The organism is Shewanella sp. SACH (genome assembly GCF_001887095.2).
Lineage (GTDB): Bacteria > Pseudomonadota > Gammaproteobacteria > Enterobacterales > Shewanellaceae > Shewanella > Shewanella baltica.
In genome coordinates this window covers 1,275,962-1,293,898 of record NZ_MPDG02000001.1, presented here as the reverse complement: position 1 = coordinate 1,293,898, position 17,937 = coordinate 1,275,962, and the positions used below count along the sequence as shown (strand labels likewise).

The following is a 17,937-nucleotide window of genomic DNA, read 5'->3' as shown; positions in this document are numbered from 1 at the left end:
CTCGTTCGGAGGGGTGGCAGAGTGGTTTAATGCACCGGTCTTGAAAACCGGCGTGGGTTTATAGCCCACCTAGGGTTCAAATCCCTACTCCTCCGCCATATTTTACGCGAAAGGCCATCAGCAATGATGGCCTTTTTTGTTTTTACAATATGAACCTTAGGTTTTAATTCAAATATTGCTTCTTCAGCACATTCCACGAAAAAACCATCAGTCATTTTATTTCTACCGATGCCATTTAGCAGCAACGCAACTGTGCATAATCAGTCTATTTTTAACGTATACATGCAGATATAAAACATATAGCTCGTACAAATTGTCATCTATACTCATTTTATCAGTCATTTATTACACACAGTTGTAGGCTTATGATACGTGAGACGCTGAAGCACTTAGTGGCAAAACAAGCATTGTCCTCAGACGAAATCATATCTTTTATCAATGACGTTAATTGCGACGATGTTAGCGAGGCTAATATTGCAGCGTTTTTGATGGGGTTAACATCCAAAGGCGTTACGACTAACGAAACCGTCGCGATTGTACGTGCTATGAATGCGCATCTTATTCCCGTTAGACCTAAGATCACCGAAGATTTACTTGATACTTGCGGAACAGGTGGTGGCCTAAGTACTTTTAATATCTCAACTGCAACTGCCATTGTTTGTGCTGCGGCAGGTATCCCAGTAGCAAAACATGGTAGCAGGTCATTATCGAGTCCTTCGGGTAGTGCAGATGTGCTGGAGGCTTTGGGCGTCAAAATAGATCTACAAGCACCCATGATAGAGAAAATGATTGAAGAGATCGGACTCGCCTTCATACACGCCCCTCACTTTAACCCAGTGATGAAACGAATACTTCCCGTCGAAACAACCTTAGGCATAAAAACCATCTTCTATTCCCTAATTGGTCCGCTTGTTAACCCAGCTAGCGCTCCACGACATTTATTAGGAGTTTACCGTTCTGATTTACAACAAATGACCGTTGATGCTGCCCGCGAGTTAGGACTACGAAGGGCAATGGTCGTTCATGGGCTAGATGGTTTAGATGAAGTATCACTACTTGGTCGAACCTGTATCCATGAAATAGGCACCAATGGCACGTCGATATATGAGATAACACCTGAGGATGTTGGACTAACGCGCTGCCGTTTACACGATATCCGAACGTTAGGACCACGAGGAAATGCGGAGTTAATTCAGCAGATATTCTCAGGGAAAATACGAGGAGCACCTAGAGATGCCATTCTGTTAAACAGTGCTGGTGCACTTATTCTGGGTGGACGAGCCACCAATTTTCACGAAGGCATCAGTTTAGCAGGGCACTTGCTCGATAGCGGCTTAGTAGCGCGTAAACTGCACGATCTTATTGAAGCATCGCATTCTTTTCCCGTTACGCAGCCACTTAAAAAAGAAAACAAACATTTACGCACTGCAGAACGGACTTGGCAAGGCATGCTTGCTGCATCACCCGATGGCATATTGATCATAGGTAGCGATGGAATAATCGAGCAGGCTAATTTGCTGGCATGTGCTCAGCTAGGAATTGAATACCAAGAGGTTTCGGGACGTTCATATGGTCAGTTACTGAGTGCCGAGACAGCTTTAGTGCATCTTGATAACATCAAGGAGGCTATCTCAACAGGAAAAGCTATCCGCTGGGATGATAGTTTAGACCATTCACATTTGGGTCTAACGGCAATTCCAATTGACGATGGCAGCGGGGTAATATTGATCTGTCGTGATCTGACACAACAGATGCATATTGCAGCGTCAGAAAAAGATAAACGCGCACGTTTGAAGACACTCATCGAAACGTTGCCCGATCTAATTTGGTTAATGGATACAAATGGTTGTTTGTTAAACTGCAACAGTAAATTTGAAAATTTAGTTGGGTTAGCAGAAAGTCAGCTCAAAGGACATTCAATCCAAGATATCTTGCCACAAACTATCGCGAAAACACTCCAAGATAATGCGACTCAAGTTTTATGGCGTAAAGCTGCCGTACATTCTCGAGAGTGGTTTACCTACGCCGCTGACAAACACCGCGAATATGTTGAAATAATCCTAACACCATTCATCGATTACCTTGGCGACATTAAGGGCATAATGTGTGTTGCACGTGATGTCACGGCTTTTCGCTTAAACGAAGAAAAGTTAGAACGGCAAAAGCTATCCCTAAGAGAGCTCCTTTACACGGATAAACTAACGGGTTTACCCAGCAGGCAGGCTCAGCTTGAACACATTGAAGCATTAGCGGCAAATAATTCAACATTCTCAATTATAGGCATTTCACTTAACCGATATTCTCGCGTGATCAGTAATTTTGGTCTTGCTATGAGTGAATTGTTGATTATCAAAGCCGTTAGCGCGATTGCAGAGGTGATCCCTGAAGGCTGCCAGTTTGGCTCTTCAACTGATATACGCTTTTCAATTGTCGTCGCTAATGTCGTTGACCCCAATATTCTTGCTGATATTGCTAAGAAAATTATTGATCGTATGTGTATTCCTCTGAAAATAGATGACGCCACCGTTTTCGTTAACATTTCAATCGGCATTGCATCCTATCCAACACATGGAAACAGTACCGATCTGGTTATCCGTAACACCTATATCGCACTTACTGAAGCGGAGCAAATTGATGGCTCTGCGATGCACTTCTTTGAATCGAGTATGCTAACGAAAGTGCAGCAGTTGCAGTGGCTAGATCAAAATCTGAGGCTGGCATTTGAAAAAGATCAGTTTGAACTTCACTATCAACCTAAAGTCAATTTAACTGATAACACGATACACAGTGTCGAAGCGTTAATTCGCTGGGTGCATCCCGAGCGAGGAAATATTCGGCCCGATGAATTTATTAATCGCTGTGAAGCGAATGGGTTAATCATTCCGATTGGTAACTGGGTGATCAATACCGCGGCTCAACAAGCAGCCATTTGGTGTGAACAAGGTAACCCATTGAGAATTGCGATTAACCTTAGTGTCAGTCAACTTGCGGACCCAGAATTGATCAGTAGACTAAGAACGGCGCAAACGCAGGCTTCTGGTTTGCTGGATATTGAAATCACAGAGAGCTGCCTGATAAGTAACCAAGCTGGGATGTTGGAATTTATCAATCAATGCCGTGAATTAAAGTTTGGTATTCATCTAGATGATTTTGGTACGGGGTACTCTTCATTGTCAGTCTTAGCCAGTTTGCCATTGACGAATATTAAACTGGATAAAATATTCGTCCAAAGAATAGGCAAAGAGGGCAATGGTGAACCTCTGTTGAAATCTATGATTAGCATGGCAAAAGAACTCGGTATTGCAGTCGTTGCTGAAGGGGTAGAAACCCAAAGCCAAGCAGATTTCCTAAAAGAGCAAAGGGTTTTAATGGCGCAGGGCTGGCTCTATGCCCCCGCAATGAAAGCGAACACATTGAATGCTTGGCGAACTGAGTTTTTAACGCATTAACTTATTGCATGGCGCTATTAACTAAAGACGTATTACTCTTTTAAGGCTAACAAGAGCAGCAATTTCAGCGGTGGATTATGAGCGCATTTTTGTCCATTTCACTCTTGTAGCAAACGTAATAGATAAGGCTAGCTTAGTGCTAGCCTTATCTTATGAGGCCTTTCCTTGTATTACACCTTGGGTAGTTTGTGCTGGATCATGGCCAGCGCAAAGGCGTTCCAGTCTGCATTCGCATAGCTACTCACCAGATCCCGCAGGATTGTCGGTTCACCGGCGTTATCCACCTGCTGCGAAATTATCGACAAATTCAGCGCATTACAGTAATCCTGCCGCTCCACCACAAAAAACTGCTTCTTGTAGGGGAGTAACAATGTGCCTTCAGTTTGTGCATTAAAATCACGCGCGGCTAAATAGCCAGTAAACCAATGATTGAGTAGCGTCTCGCATTGCTTAGTGTGGAATAAGTTTCCCCAATCATCCCCGAGTATGGCTTGACCCGACAGGACTCGCTGGCAATGATGAAAATCGATAAACCCTAGCTCACGTGCGATAACTTGTTGGCAATGCTTAAGCTGGAGATCTGAGTGTAAGATGCCCAACTTCGCTATTAAGGTTGTGACTCTTTGCTTGGCTGACGGCTCATCCTGCTGACAAGCTTTGAGCAGCTTCTTAGCGCGAATTTTGGTTTCATTTAATGCGATGGTGCTTGAGTCTTTCATATTGGCTAACTTCATTTTGCATTACCTCCATGACTGACTCGATTTGCTCGCGGCACGTGAATGAAAGGCCAAATACTGATGATCAATAAACTCAATAGACAAGCTAAGATGTCCGTGATTGGAAAGGCCATCCATAACTCAATCAAAGCGTTTGGCATGATATTAATGTTTAATACACCTGTGATAAATGAAATATCTGTAAAGGATAGTTGAGGTAACAGGACCAGCAGGGGCAATAACAAACCATAGATTTTTATCCCAGATAATAGCAATGCAAGCTTAGGGCGGTTTGTGCCTTGATACACAGCAATCGCAATACCTGTGAACCCCGCCAAAGGTAGGGCGATAAACGTCACACTCGAAATTTTAATACAGGCGGCAATGAGTGAGTGATTATCGGTGAAAACACCAAATACTGAGGTAGGAAACCCCATAAATATGATTGTCACTACACTCAGATAACAGCAAGTCAAGACGATTCCCCATTTAGCACACGCTAACACCCGAGAAGATGCCATCGCCCCATAGTTATAGGCACTGATCGTTTGTGCTGCACTGGTGAGAGCCATGAGCGGCAGGGCGATAAAGATATTAAAGCGTCCGATCAAACCATAAGCGCTGATCATGTACGCGACCTCATTCGCCGCTGGCGTATTGGGCACTACATTGGCTAAATGACTGACTAAAATATGATTTACCAATGAGATCACACAGGCAATCCCAAGATATGACAATAATATCGGGCTACCTAAGCCAAGAATCGCTTTTATCTCAGTGAGGTTGAGCTTTATCTGCTCTATTCTAAAACAAATAGGCTGGGCAGCTTGCCGATGAAGCGCCTGCTTATTGGCAAAGCGGTTATTTGGAACAAAATAGACGACGGCGATAAATAGACTCACACATTGGCCCGCTACCGTTGCCCACGCCGCACCACTTACGCCCATCTCCAAAACGGCAATAAAGAGTGTATCGAACAGAATGTTCATGACCGCCGACAACAAGATAACCAGCAGCATCACCACGACTTTGCCTTGTGCTCTGAGTAAATCGCCGCTAAGGGATAACAAAAAGGTGAACAGACTAAAACAGAGAATGGGTTGTAGATACTCTGTAGCAGCTAAGGCAAGTGTTGAGCTTACCCCAATAAACGCTAATAGATTATCGAGCTGGGCGAGTGACACGACAGTGACGATCACGCCGCAACATAGGGCTAACGCGAAACCGGTATTCGCGATTTGACTCGCCTTATTAAACTCGTTTGCCCCTAAAAATCGGCTCACTAAGGTCGCAGTCCCATTTCCTATCATGCAGGCTAAAGCGAAAATCATCATTTGTAACGGGAAGGCAATCGTTACCCCAGCCAATGCATCGGCGCCGATGTATTTCAAAATAAAATATGAGTCGACTAAGTTGTAACTGCCGCTGAGCATCATGGCGAATGCCATGGGTAACGCAAAACGCAAATACAAAGTAGGGATAGCTAACGTACCTAAGGACTCTGTTGACTGAGATCCTGAATGAGATTTCCCGTGGGAGGGTGTTTCGGTGGCTGCCAAGGACACAATGTCAGAAGGTTCAACATTGATACTGGCGGGCTTGAAAGTGTTGGCTGTTGCATGTTTCACAAACAATTCTCCTAAGTTTATTGGCATTCCGCTAAGCCAAACTTATTTGATTGCTGTGGGTTCGATATGAAATCGATTCGCAACGCTGTTAATTTATCAGAGTGATATCATCTTTTGCGGACAGGCTTCTCTGCAACCTGCCGCGTATTATTCTCACTCATCCGCTCGATGTCAATCACCAGATAGACCACGCTAACTCAAATCACCGATTTTCAGCACTTCTCGAATTTTCTGCCGATGCATTTTTGTCGCTATTTAGCAGAAACAGCAAATCCTTATAAAACAATTACCTCGATAAACTTGTTGCTGATGTTAAAAAAATTATCACCCTTTGATAAAAATAATATTGTAATACCATTAGGCTATAGTAGTATTGTAGTACTAAATGATATTCACAATGTTTGTGATCACTTGGCTGATTGCAGAGTTCAATGTACGGGGATGCTAATGTCTAATGTTTTAGGGTCTTACGCGTTAGGGCTGGATTACGGCTCTGATTCTGTTCGCGCGTTATTGGTTGATACACAAAGCGGCGCTGAAGTTGCTACCAATGTGGTGTACTACCCACGTTGGAAAAAGGGACTGTATTGCGTCCCTGCTAAAAATCAATTTAGGCAACATCCTTTAGATTACATTGAAAGTTTAATTGAGGTTGTACATGGACTTTGGGCTAAAGCACCAGCAGGCGCAGCGGCAAACGTGTGTGGTTTAAGCTTTGACACGACAGGCTCAACACCGATTGCCGTTGATGAAGCAGGCGTGGCATTAGCGCTTAAAGAAGAATTTTCGTCTAATCCTAATGCGATGTTTTTATTGTGGAAAGACCATAGCGCGATTCTTGAAGCCCAGCAAATTACCGCTGCGTCTAAAGTCGCCAAAGAGAATTACCTTAAATATGAGGGCGGGATCTACTCATCTGAATGGTTCTGGGCCAAAGCATTATACGTACTGCGCCATGACACTGAAGTGAGACAAGCAACTTACAGCTGGGTCGAGCACTGTGATTGGATCACAGCGTTAATGACAGGCACAACTCACCCTAATGTGTACAAGGCGGGTCGCTGCGCATCGGGTCACAAAGTCATGTGGCACGAGTCATGGAATGGTTACCCACCTAATGAATTCTTTGTTGATATCGATCCATTACTGGATGGAATTCGTGATCGCTTACCCGTTGAAACCTGCACTTCAGATAAAACCTGCGGTACCTTAACGCCCGAGTGGGCCGCCAATCTAGGACTATCAACCAACGTTATCGTGTCGTTCGGCGCGTTCGACTGTCATGCGGGTGCGGTGGGGGCCAATGTGAAGGAGGGCGTACTCACCAAAGTGATGGGCACGTCGACTTGCGATATCACAGTTACCAGTTATGAAGATATTGGCTCCCGCTGTATTAAAGGCATTTGCGGCCAAGTCGATGGCTCAGTTATGCCAGGTTTAATTGGTCTTGAAGCAGGGCAGTCAGCCTTTGGCGATCTCTACGCTTGGTTTAAGGACCTCACCACTTGGCCAATTAAAAATATCAATACTTCAGCGTTATTTGACGAGGAAGTGAAAGCCAAACTGATTGCACAGCTCGAGGATGAAACCTTAACTGAGCTGGGTAATGCTGCTGCGACTATTCCAGTGGGTGACACTGGTATCGTCGCGCTTGATTGGATTAACGGTCGTCGTACCCCCGATGCCGACCAATCAGTATCTATGGCGATCAGCGGCATCACTATGGGCAGCCATGCACCGCAAGTGTTTAAAGCCTTAGTCGAAGCCAGTGCCTACGGAGCCAGAGCCATCATCGAACGCTTCAAGGAAGAGGGCGTGCGAATCGATCAAGTCGTCACGATTGGCGGTATCTCTAAAAAGTCAGATTTCATCATGCAAACCTGCGCTGACGTGTGGAATTGCAACATCGACGTACTGGAAAGCGAGCAGAGCTGTGCCTTGGGCGCCGCAATTTATGCCGCAACCGCTGCAGGCGTGTATCCCGATGTGTTAAGTGCGCAAGCCGTGATGGCCTCTAATGTCGCCAAAACTTATGCGCCAAATCCTGCCAATGCTGAAAAATACCAAGCGCTTTATCAAGCGTATTTAGCCCTAGGGCATTATGTTGATGGAGCCAAATAACATGTCATTTCTTGAACTGAAACGCGAAGTTTATGAAGCCAATATGGAGCTTGAGAAGCGCAATTTAGTGACTTACACCTTTGGTAATGTGTCGCAAGTTGATCGCAGGCTCGGTGTAATTGGCATTAAGCCTAGTGGTGTGCCCTATGAGGATCTCAAGATCGAAGATATTGTTATCGTCGATCTTGAAAATCAAATTGTCGAAGGGCGTTTACGTCCATCATCCGACACCAAAACGCACACTTATTTATACCGTCAATGGCAGAGTATTGGCGGCATCACCCATACACATTCGACTTATGCTACTACATGGGCGCAGGCGCAAATCGCCATTCCTTGTTTGGGAACCACACAAGCCGATTATGTTTACGGAGAGATCCCATGCACTGCTGTGATGCGTGATGACCAAATAAGCCGCGATTATGAAGAAGAAACGGGCGTACAAATTCTCGATTGCTTTGCTGATAGAAATCCAAGCGAGTCACCTATGGTAATCGTAGCGGGGCATGCGCCATTCACTTGGGGAGACAGCGCGGCAAAGTCGGTTTATCACGCTGTATTACTCGAAGAAATCGCGCGAATGGCTTATCTAACCAAAACCTTGTCGCCAAATATCTCGCCATTAAAACAAGAGCTTATTGATAAACATTACTTACGTAAGCACGGTAAAGACGCCTATTACGGCCAAAACAGTGCCCTAAGTAAATAGTGCATAAAATCAATCGGTTTCACGTTACCAGTATCATCAAATTTATAGGGTAGAGAACAATATGAAAGCATTCAAACAAAAGCAAGTGTGGTTTGTGACCGGTTCGCAGGATTTATACGGGCCTAAAGTGTTGGAGCAAGTGGCGAAAAATAGTGAGCAAATTGTCCACGGTTTTAATCAGTCAGACGCAATTTCAATGGAAGTCGTCTATAAACCTACGGTTAAATCACCCCGCGAAATCTATGCTGTTTGCCAAGCGGCCAACAGTGATGAAAACTGTGTAGGCGTTATCCTGTGGATGCACACTTTCTCGCCTGCTAAAATGTGGATTGCGGGTTTGAATGAACTCAGCAAACCCTTCATGCATTTGCATACTCAGTTTAATGCCGAGCTGCCTTGGGCCGACATTAACATGAACTACATGAACACCCATCAAAGTGCCCACGGTTGCCGCGAGTTTGGTTATATCGGCACCCGCATGCGCAAAGAGCGCAAAGTGGTAGTAGGTCATTGGCAAACAAACGATGTACAAGCCCAAGTGGACGATTGGTGCCGTGCTGCGGCCGGTTGGAACGAAAGCCAAAATCTTCGTATTGCACGCTTTGGCGACAACATGCGCCAAGTGGCAGTGACCGAAGGCGATAAAGTAGCGGCGCAGATTCAATTCGGTTACGAAGTGCATGCCTACAGTTTAGGTGAGCTAAATGATGCAATTAATGCCATTAGCGAAAATGATATCACGGCTCAGATCGACCGCTACGCGAGCGAATATGTCATTAGTAATGAATTGTTTAACGATGAATACCAACTTGACCGTTTAAGAAAAGAAGCGCAAATCGAACTGGGCTTAACCCAATTCTTAAAAGATGGCGAGTTTGGTGCCTTTACTAACTGCTTTGAAAACTTAACTGGCATGACGGGTTTACCTGGGCTAGCGACACAACGTTTGATGGCAAACGGAATGGGTTATGGCGGCGAAGGCGATTGGAAAACCGCAGCTATGGTACGCATCATGAAAGTGATGGGCCAAGGCCGCACCGGTGGCACTTCATTTATGGAAGATTACACCTATAACTTTGGCGTGACAGATCAAGTGCTCGGCGCGCACATGCTTGAAGTGTGTCCGTCAATTGCCGCCGCTAAACCACGTTTAGAAGTTCACCGTCATACGATTGGTGTGCGCTGCGATGTTCCGCGTCTGCTATTTACCGGTAAAGCGGGACCGGCCATTAACGTATCGACTATCGATCTTGGTAACCGCTTTCGTATTATTCTCAATGAATTAGATACAGTGACACCACCACAGGAATTGCCAAATCTGCCCGTTGCCTCGGCACTGTGGGAGCCGCGTCCAAATCTGTCTATTGCTGCAGCAGCGTGGATCAATGCGGGCGGCGCGCATCACTCAGCTTATAGCCAAGCCATCAGCACTGACAATATAGTCGATTTTGCAGAAATGGCGGGGGCTGAACTGGTGATCATTGATGCTGATACTCGTATTCGTCAGTTTAAAAATGAGCTTCGCCAGAATTCCGTATATTACGGTCTAGCAAGAGGACTATAATCTCAAGCTAATAGTGCAAAGCCGCCTCAGGGCGGCTTTTCAATTTGTACACGTTAATGTGTTTACGTCAGACGAGTTGAGCTGGTCAATTTATTTCAGTCTTAAAGGTTGGGAAAGCAGTATGTACGCAGATTTTGATGGCATTATTTTCGATATGGACGGCACCTTGGTCGATAGCGGCCAGTTGCATGAACAGGCTTGGCGACAAACATTAACCCACTTTGGGATACCTATTGATGGCGCATTAATGCGATCCTTGGCTGGCGTGCCTACAATTGGCACCCTTAAAATCTTAATTGCTCATTTTGGTGTAACACCGAACGCCACATGTGAAGCTATGAATGACTATAAAGAAGCCTTGGTTCGTGAAACCATGCACCTCTATGTTAAGCCAACCCGTTTAGCCGAATTTGCCAAGCAGAATAAGGGCAAGCGCCCTATGGCAGTAGGTACAGGCGCATATACTGAGGAAGCGGTTGAGATTTTAACCCTGTGCGGCTTACTCGAGCTAGTCGACCATGTGGTTGGTGCCGATCAAGTCGTCGCGCCCAAACCTGCACCAGATACGTTTTTGCGCTGCGCCGAGTTGATGGGGATTGCCCCTGAGCGTTGTATCGTGTTTGAAGATGCAAAAGCAGGTATTCAAGCAGCACAATCAGCGGGCATGTTTGTGGTCGATGTCTTGATCGATTTTGATATTAAAAACGATTATTTCCTAACGTAGCCATCCTACTAAAAACCTGTCGAATATAGGCATAAAATGAGCCGTAGCAGGTAAATTAATCCTGTCCCTAGCAGCCTTACAGTGTAAAGAAAAGCGTGAGAGTGGCGTGACGGTGAAAGGATGAATTAGCGCGAAACCCTCATAAATTCTTGGCTTTATGAAAATTACCTGTTACGTTTTTAAGGAAAGGTAGTATCATAACATTTGATCAATTTCGGCTTTTTTAGCGAGTTATTTTAGATTCTGTTCGGCTATATCGGGACATAAGAGGGCGCAATGGCAAATCAGGCAAACAACCGACCGCAGAATATCCACAACTGGGTGGCCAGCGAACTTGGCTCGCGTATTGTTGGCGGATTTTATGCTCCGGGTGATTATATTCCCAATGAGAACACCATTTGTGAAGAGCTTGAGGTGTCTCGCACTTCGCTCAGAGAAGCCTTTAAAGTGCTTACCGCAAAGGGCTTAATTGAATCGCGTCCCAAACTGGGCACCCGTATTCGTGAGCGCCGCCATTGGAACATGTTCGATCCCGTGATTTTAAATTGGTTTTCTCAATCTAAACCCTCGCCTGAATTTTACACGTCGTTGTATGAAATCCGTGAGGTGTTTGAGCCCGCTGCTGCCGAACTTGCCGCGAAAAAACGTACTCCAGCGCAACTTGAAATCATTGCGGCAGCCTATGCCAAGATGGAAGCGGCGCAAGTGGGCACAGATGAGGTTTATACCTCGGATATTGACTTCCACATGGCGATTTTAGATGCGACCAACAATGAGTTTATGGTCTCTTTAGGCGTATCAATTCAGTCGGCTTTACTCGAAATTTTTAGATTGAGTAGTACCATCCAAGATGATTTCCTCGAATCACTGCCAGGCCACAAGGCCATTTATACTGCGATTGAAGCAGGGGACAGTGAACGTGCTAAAGCAGAAATGAATAAACTGCTCTCCACCTCCCAAGATACACTAAAGAAGAATATCGAGCACAAATAGCATCACGCACATGCTTGGTGACAACAGAAAGGTGATCCGATATTCGGCTCACCTTTTTAGTATCTACAACTGTCCTCGCACCATATTAGCCATCATCAGAGTATTACTGCGCCGAAGTAATGCCTTCCGTCGTCATCTGGATTCGCTTAATCGTGCCATCTTCATTGTAATAAAGCGGGTCGATGGCAACGGTTCGTCTAAACTCACCGCCGCCATTTTGCGAAGCGCCAGTATGATAAATAAAATAAGATTTGCCTTTAAATTCAATAATCGCTTGATGATTTGTTGGTGAGTTACCCGCTACTTCATTCAGTATGCCTTGGTACTTCCACGGGCCTTTTACGCTATCGCTCGTCGCGTAGGCGATTTTTTCGGGGAAACCTGAGGCATAAGAAAGGTAATAGGTCTTATCCTTTTTATGCACCCATAACGCTTCGGTGAAATTAGGCACATCGATAGCGTGAATAGGGCCATCGAGTTCGATCATATTGGGCTTTAGTTTGGCATAACGAGGCTTTGAGTTACCCCAAAAAATATAGGCCTGCTGATCATCATCGATAAATACCGCAGGGTCGATATCATCCCAGTCAATGTCGGTATCGGTTGTCATATCATTGGTGATCAGTGCCGTTCCACGCGCATCCTTAAAAGGTCCTAATGGACTGTCTGCAACGGCCACACCAATCGCAAAGCCATTAATCTTCGCGTGTCTTGCTGTAACATACCAATAAAACTTACCTTCTTTTTCAATTACATGGCTTGCCCAAGCATCGCCTTTTGCCCAACTAAAATCCTTAACCGCTAACTTACTGCCGTGTTCGGTCCAATTCAGCATGTCCTTTGAACTAAAGACTAACCAATCGTGCATCTCAAAGAAGGTTTTGTTGTCTTTGGCCACATCATGCCCAGTATAAAGGTACACAGTATCCTGATGGACCATAGCGGCAGGATCGGCAGTAAACACTTCGGGGAACACAGGATTAGCGGCAAATGCCGCCGAATTAAATACTAAACAAAAACTCAAAAGTGCCTTTTTCATAATTCCTCTATTGTTTTTTGACATTTTAGTATTATAGTAATACCAATACTTTTGCCCACTAGCAATCTTTAAAGCGCAAATGATTAACGACTGTTTTTTGCCACTTTGGGCGAGGACAGAGCGGCATACAGTGGCGAGATAAGTGTCAATGGGGTAACCGAGTGCATTCACTAAGGCACAGATTGTTATAACGAAGGTGTGAAAATGAATAATAAAAAAACGAAAGCACTTCGTTCTGCGAGTTGGTTTGGGAGTGATGACAAAAATGGCTTTATGTATCGCAGCTGGATGAAAAACCAAGGCATACCAGACCATCATTTTCAAAATAAGCCTGTGATCGGCATTTGTAACACTTGGTCTGAACTCACACCCTGTAACGGCCATCTGCGCGATTTAGCACAAAGGGTCAAAAACGGCATACGTGAGGCAGGGGGAATACCGGTTGAATTCCCCGTATTTTCCAATGGCGAATCCAATTTACGCCCAAGTGCTATGCTGACACGTAACTTAGCAGCGATGGATACTGAAGAAGCGATTCGCGGTAATCCGATTGACGGTGTTGTCTTATTGGTTGGCTGCGATAAAACCACCCCCGCATTATTGATGGGCGCCGCCAGTTGCAACTTGCCGACAATAGTCGTCACTGGCGGACCTATGCTCAATGGTAAGCACAAAGGTAAGGACGTGGGCTCAGGTACACTAGTCTGGGAACTGCACCAAGAATATAAAGCGGGCAATATCAGTCTGGCAGAGTTTATGAATGCTGAAGCCGATATGTCTCGCTCAACGGGCACCTGTAATACTATGGGCACAGCATCAACTATGGCTTGCATGGCGGAAAGTTTAGGCACAAGTTTACCGCAAAATGCCGCCATTCCTGCCGTAGATTCTCGGCGAAATGTGTTGGCCCACATGTCTGGCATGCGTATTGTTGACATGGTGCATGAGGATTTAACGCTGTCGAAAGTATTGACCCGCGAGGCTTTTATCAATGCGATAAAAACCAATGCGGCGATTGGCGGCTCGACCAACGCGGTGATCCATTTAAAAGCGATAGCAGGTCGTATTGGTGTTGAATTGTCATTGGACGATTGGTCACACGGCTACGATGTGCCCACCATAGTGAATCTTAAACCTTCAGGTCAGTACTTGATGGAAGACTTTTACTATGCAGGAGGTTTGCCCGCAGTGTTAAAGCAGCTGTTTAATAAAAATTTATTGAATAAAGACACTTTAACAGTGAACGGCCAAACCCTGTGGGCAAATGTAGTGGATGCGCCTTGCTACAACAAAGAGGTCATCATGAACATCGATGCGCCTTTAGTTGAAAATGGCGGGATTCGGATATTAAGGGGAAATCTTGCTCCCCGAGGCGCAGTAATTAAGCCTTCGGCGGCCAGTCCTCATTTAATGAAACACAGTGGTAGAGCTGTGGTTTTTGAGAGTTTTAATGACTACAACGCTCGCATTAACTCCCCAGAACTGGACATTGATGAAACCAGTATTATGGTGCTCAAGAATTGCGGCCCTAAGGGATATCCGGGCATGGCGGAGGTAGGTAATATGGGATTACCACCTAAACTATTGAAAAAAGGCATTAAAGATATGGTCAGAATTTCAGATGCGCGTATGAGTGGCACCGCATTTGGCACAGTAGTCTTACATGTCGCGCCCGAGGCGCAGGATTTAGGTCCCTTAGCCGCAGTGCAAAATGGTGATGTGATCACGCTTGATACCTTTGCGGGTATTCTGCAACTTGAGATCAGCGCTGACGAATTAGCAAATCGATTGGCTAAGTTAGCCTCGGTGAAACCCATTCCTATCGGCACTGGATATTTGTCTCTTTTTAAAGAGAGAGTGCTGCAAGCGGACGAAGGTTGTGACTTTGATTTTCTAGTGGGATGTCGAGGTGCTGATATTCCGGCACATTCCCATTAAACATGGCGCCTTTTTCTTTTATAATAAAACCAAATAATTATTTTAAAAAAAGGTTGAGTTATGAAGTTGAGTAATCAGTACCCGAGCTTAAAAGGAAAGACCATTTTTATCAGTGGTGGCGGTACGGGTATTGGCGCCTGCTTAGTGAGATCTTTTTTAGAGCAGGGCGCGAAGGTTGCATTTGTCGACATTCTTGTGGATGAGTCAAATCAACTGGTTAACAGCTTATTAGCCAATCAAGGTGATGCAGTCTTAAAGTTTTATCCCTGTGATCTGATTGATATCGACGCACTAAAAACGGTGTTAGCGACAGTAGAACAAGAATTAGGGGCGATCTCGGTCTTAATCAATAATGCCGCCTGTGATCAACGCCATAGCATAGATGAAGTAACGCCCGAGTATTGGGACCACTGTTTAAATACCAATTTGCGGCATTATTTTTTTGCAGTTCAAGCTGTTAGGCAGCAAATGCAGCGCCTCGGTGGTGGCTCAGTGATCAACTTAGGCTCGATGAGTTGGCACAATCGTCAGTCTGGCATGGCGGGGTATACCGCTTCTAAAGCCGGCGCTATGGGATTGACCCGCGGACTCGCTGCGGATTTAGGTAAAGATAAAATTCGAATTAATACCCTAACGCCTGGCTGGGTGATGACTAAACGTCAATTAACCCATTGGGTAGATAAAGATACGGCAAAACATATCGAAGATAATCAATGTATCAAAGAATATGTGATGCCAGAAGATATCGCAGCCATGGCATTATTTTTGGCTTCAGATGATAGCAAACTCTGCACTGCACAAAACTTTATCGTTGATGGTGGTTGGATTTAGTCATTAACAATATAGTTTGTGGTTCATTAAGTCGTTATTTAATACGCATGGATAGGCTAGGAGTGCTGCTGTTAAAAATTTAACGACTAAAAGGTGATATTACCGTTATGCAACTCTCAATATCGACGCGAAAATTAACTCATACCGCATTTCCTGAAGAGTTGCATTTAATCACTTTGACCAATAGCCATGGGTTAGAGGTATTATTGTCAAATTACGGTGCCAGTATTTGGTCAGTTAAACTTCATGGTAAAGATGAACTGCCTATTGATTTAAGTTTGAGTTACCAAAATATTCAAGACTGGGCAACTAATCCTTATTATTTTGGTATTACAGCTGGTCGCGTTGCGAATCGAATTGGTGGAGCTCAATTCCCACTCAATAGCAAACACATTAAATTAACGCCAAATGAAGGTAGTAACCAACTTCATGGCGGCCCCCAAGGGTTAAGCCATTGTCAGTGGCAATGCCAAACTCAACAATATCCCGATGCCGTCGCAGCCACCTTCACAATACAGAGTCCCGATGGCGATCAAGGCTTTCCGGGTAATCTTCTGGTAAAAATCGAGTATCGCTTAAACGAAAACAATGAGTTAACTTTAAGTTACGAGGCACTATCCGATAAAACTACGCCTATTTGCTTAACGAATCATGCTTACTGGAATCTGGCATCCGATAAACAAAACGGGATTTTAGGCCACTCATTACAACTCTATTCAGAACACATTCTGGCTTTAGATGCAGAACAAATTCCGACGGGTGAGTTAATTCAAGTCGAGAACACGCCCTTTGATTTCAGGCAATCCAAACCCATCGGCCAAGATATTCACAACTTAGAAAATGGCTATGATCATTATTTCATTAGGGAGAGTAGAGGTGATAGCCAATCCTTTAGCTTAAAACCCATAGCACATTTAATTGACCCTATGTCTGGGCGAGAGATGGAAATCAGCACCACTGAATTAGGGTTGCAATTTTACAGCGGAAATTTTTTAGATGGCTCGCACCTTGATAATCACGGTCAGCCATTAACCCAATATCGCGGTTTATGTTTAGAAACCCATGGTTATCCAAACGCCGTTAATATTGCTCATTTTCCGACTGTGATGCTAGAAGCCAATACCTTGTACAAACAAATTACGGTACACACATTTAAAAACATCTGAGTTTTTTAGATTTTATAACCAGTAAATAACGAAACGTTTTAAGTTTGATCTTCTGAATTAAGAAGGTCTGGGGATCTTTGTCACTAAAATTTTGAAAGGGAATAATAATGAAAAATTTGAAATTAGTTTCGGCATTCAGTTTATGGGCCGTTAGTGCCAGTTGCGCATTTGCTACGACTGTGGGGTTTTCACAGGTAGGTTCAGAAAGTGGTTGGCGAACCAGCTTCAGCGAGGCAGTAAAAGCAGAAGCCAAGCAAAGGGGCATTGACTTAAAATTTGCCGATGCACAGCAAAAACAAGAGAACCAAATCAAAGCAGTACGTAGCTTTATCGCCCAAGGTGTCGATGCCATTATTATTGCGCCAGTGGTCGAAACAGGTTGGAAACCAGTACTGAAAGAAGCTAAACGTGCCCACATTCCTGTTGTTATCGTTGACCGTAATATTAAGGTTGATGATGATTCGCTGTACCTTACCCGTATTGCCTCCGATTTTACCGAAGAAGGCAGCAAAATCGCCCAGTGGTTAATGGATAAAACCCAAGGTAAGTGTGATATTGCCGAACTACAGGGCACAGTTGGCGCCACTGCCGCCATCGATCGCGCCGCCGGTTTTAATGCCGTTATCGCTAATTACCCTAATGCCAAGATTATCCGCAGCCAAACGGGTGAATTTACCCGTGCTAAGGGTAAAGAAGTGATGGAAGGTTTCCTTAAAGCACAAAACGGCCAAGCACTGTGCGCCGTTTGGTCACATAACGACGAAATGGCACTCGGTGCCGTGCAAGCCATTAAAGAAGCAGGGCTAAAACCAGGTACTGATATCTTAATCGTCTCAGTTGACGGCGTACCGGATTACTTCAAAGCCATGGCCGATGGCGATGCCAACGCAACAGTTGAATTGAGTCCTTATTTAGGCGGACCAGCCTTTGATGTGATCGATGGATTCCTCAAGGGAAACAAAGATCAATCTAAATTGATTAGTACTACGGGTGACGTTTACACCCAAGAAACCGCAGCCGCTGAATATGAAAAACGTCGCCTGCGCTAAGCCACGGTAA

The 17,937-nt window shown here is 44.8% G+C and carries 13 protein-coding genes and 1 tRNA gene; 11 read left to right on the top strand and 3 right to left on the bottom strand.

Annotation, left to right across the window (positions count from 1 at the left end; all coding sequences use genetic code 11):
• The first annotated feature begins 7 nt into the window (after window positions 1-7).
• Together BM607_RS05615 and trpD are read left to right on the top strand one after the other, a co-directional pair.
• Window positions 8-98 (top strand) — tRNA-Ser (locus tag BM607_RS05615).
• A gap of 267 nt (window positions 99-365) precedes the next feature.
• Window positions 366-3,449, top strand: a complete 3,084-nt coding sequence (trpD, locus tag BM607_RS05610; RefSeq protein ID WP_071939858.1) for an anthranilate phosphoribosyltransferase — start codon at window positions 366-368, stop codon at window positions 3,447-3,449.
• 170 nt (window positions 3,450-3,619) lie between these two features.
• Here the strand turns inward: trpD and BM607_RS05605 are convergent, their stop codons facing one another.
• Together BM607_RS05605 and BM607_RS05600 are read right to left on the bottom strand one after the other, a co-directional pair.
• Window positions 3,620-4,183 (bottom strand): hypothetical protein, encoded by a 564-nt coding sequence (locus tag BM607_RS05605; RefSeq protein ID WP_071939857.1) that lies wholly within the window; start codon window positions 4,181-4,183, stop codon window positions 3,620-3,622.
• Window positions 4,180-5,793: an MATE family efflux transporter gene (locus tag BM607_RS05600; protein WP_071939856.1), complete on the bottom strand. Its 1,614-nt coding sequence runs from the start codon at window positions 5,791-5,793 to the stop codon at window positions 4,180-4,182. Before BM607_RS05600 ends, BM607_RS05605 begins: the two co-directional genes overlap by 4 nt.
• Before the next feature lie 447 nt (window positions 5,794-6,240).
• Here BM607_RS05600 and BM607_RS05595 point away from each other — a divergent pair, with 447 nt between their 5' ends.
• The 5 genes from BM607_RS05595 (at window position 6,241) to BM607_RS05575 (ending at window position 11,904) form a co-directional block, all read left to right on the top strand.
• Complete coding sequence (locus BM607_RS05595; protein WP_071939855.1) at window positions 6,241-7,914, top strand: ribulokinase; 1,674 nt, start codon at window positions 6,241-6,243, stop codon at window positions 7,912-7,914.
• A 1-nt stretch (window position 7,915) separates the two neighbouring features.
• A complete protein-coding gene (locus BM607_RS05590; RefSeq protein WP_071939854.1) occupies window positions 7,916-8,623 on the top strand; it encodes an L-ribulose-5-phosphate 4-epimerase in 708 nt (235 codons plus the stop codon).
• Between the two features lie 61 nt (window positions 8,624-8,684).
• On the top strand, window positions 8,685-10,187 hold the full coding sequence (gene araA, locus BM607_RS05585) for an L-arabinose isomerase (protein ID WP_071939853.1): 1,503 nt from the start codon (window positions 8,685-8,687) through the stop codon (window positions 10,185-10,187).
• Between the two features lie 121 nt (window positions 10,188-10,308).
• On the top strand, window positions 10,309-10,911 hold the full coding sequence (locus BM607_RS05580; protein ID WP_071939852.1) for a beta-phosphoglucomutase family hydrolase: 603 nt from the start codon (window positions 10,309-10,311) through the stop codon (window positions 10,909-10,911).
• A 276-nt stretch (window positions 10,912-11,187) separates the two neighbouring features.
• Window positions 11,188-11,904: a FadR/GntR family transcriptional regulator gene (locus tag BM607_RS05575; protein ID WP_071939851.1), complete on the top strand. Its 717-nt coding sequence runs from the start codon at window positions 11,188-11,190 to the stop codon at window positions 11,902-11,904.
• A gap of 103 nt (window positions 11,905-12,007) precedes the next feature.
• On the opposite strand, the gene BM607_RS05570 is transcribed toward BM607_RS05575, so the two are convergent.
• Complete coding sequence (locus BM607_RS05570; RefSeq protein WP_071939850.1) at window positions 12,008-12,943, bottom strand: glycoside hydrolase family 43 protein; 936 nt, start codon at window positions 12,941-12,943, stop codon at window positions 12,008-12,010.
• Between the two features lie 204 nt (window positions 12,944-13,147).
• On the opposite strand from BM607_RS05570, the gene BM607_RS05565 reads away from it, so the two are divergent.
• From BM607_RS05565 to BM607_RS05550, 4 genes are all read left to right on the top strand, one after another.
• On the top strand, window positions 13,148-14,881 hold the full coding sequence (locus tag BM607_RS05565) for an IlvD/Edd family dehydratase (RefSeq protein ID WP_071939849.1): 1,734 nt from the start codon (window positions 13,148-13,150) through the stop codon (window positions 14,879-14,881).
• Between the two features lie 60 nt (window positions 14,882-14,941).
• Window positions 14,942-15,712, top strand: coding sequence for an SDR family oxidoreductase (locus BM607_RS05560; protein ID WP_071939848.1), 771 nt, complete (start codon window positions 14,942-14,944; stop codon window positions 15,710-15,712).
• A gap of 107 nt (window positions 15,713-15,819) precedes the next feature.
• A complete protein-coding gene (locus BM607_RS05555) occupies window positions 15,820-16,878 on the top strand; it encodes an aldose epimerase family protein (protein ID WP_071939847.1) in 1,059 nt (352 codons plus the stop codon).
• Between the two features lie 107 nt (window positions 16,879-16,985).
• Entirely contained in the window at window positions 16,986-17,927 is a 942-nt protein-coding gene (locus tag BM607_RS05550; RefSeq protein WP_071939846.1) for an ABC transporter substrate-binding protein, read from the top strand.
• The last annotated feature ends 10 nt before the right edge of the window (window positions 17,928-17,937 follow it).

Excerpts from the sequence above, each read along its gene's own strand:
- trpD (WP_071939858.1), top strand. The coding sequence starts at position 366 with ATGATACGTGAGACGCTGAAGCACTTAGTGGCAAAACAAGCATTGTCC.
- BM607_RS05605 (WP_071939857.1), bottom strand. The coding sequence starts at position 4,183 with ATGAAGTTAGCCAATATGAAAGACTCAAGCACCATCGCATTAAATGAA.
- BM607_RS05595 (WP_071939855.1), top strand. The coding sequence starts at position 6,241 with ATGTCTAATGTTTTAGGGTCTTACGCGTTAGGGCTGGATTACGGCTCT.
- BM607_RS05590 (WP_071939854.1), top strand. The coding sequence starts at position 7,916 with ATGTCATTTCTTGAACTGAAACGCGAAGTTTATGAAGCCAATATGGAG.
- araA (WP_071939853.1), top strand. The coding sequence starts at position 8,685 with ATGAAAGCATTCAAACAAAAGCAAGTGTGGTTTGTGACCGGTTCGCAG.
- BM607_RS05580 (WP_071939852.1), top strand. The coding sequence starts at position 10,309 with ATGTACGCAGATTTTGATGGCATTATTTTCGATATGGACGGCACCTTG.
- BM607_RS05575 (WP_071939851.1), top strand. The coding sequence starts at position 11,188 with ATGGCAAATCAGGCAAACAACCGACCGCAGAATATCCACAACTGGGTG.
- BM607_RS05570 (WP_071939850.1), bottom strand. The coding sequence starts at position 12,943 with ATGAAAAAGGCACTTTTGAGTTTTTGTTTAGTATTTAATTCGGCGGCA.
- BM607_RS05565 (WP_071939849.1), top strand. The coding sequence starts at position 13,148 with ATGAATAATAAAAAAACGAAAGCACTTCGTTCTGCGAGTTGGTTTGGG.
- BM607_RS05560 (WP_071939848.1), top strand. The coding sequence starts at position 14,942 with ATGAAGTTGAGTAATCAGTACCCGAGCTTAAAAGGAAAGACCATTTTT.
- BM607_RS05555 (WP_071939847.1), top strand. The coding sequence starts at position 15,820 with ATGCAACTCTCAATATCGACGCGAAAATTAACTCATACCGCATTTCCT.
- BM607_RS05550 (WP_071939846.1), top strand. The coding sequence starts at position 16,986 with ATGAAAAATTTGAAATTAGTTTCGGCATTCAGTTTATGGGCCGTTAGT.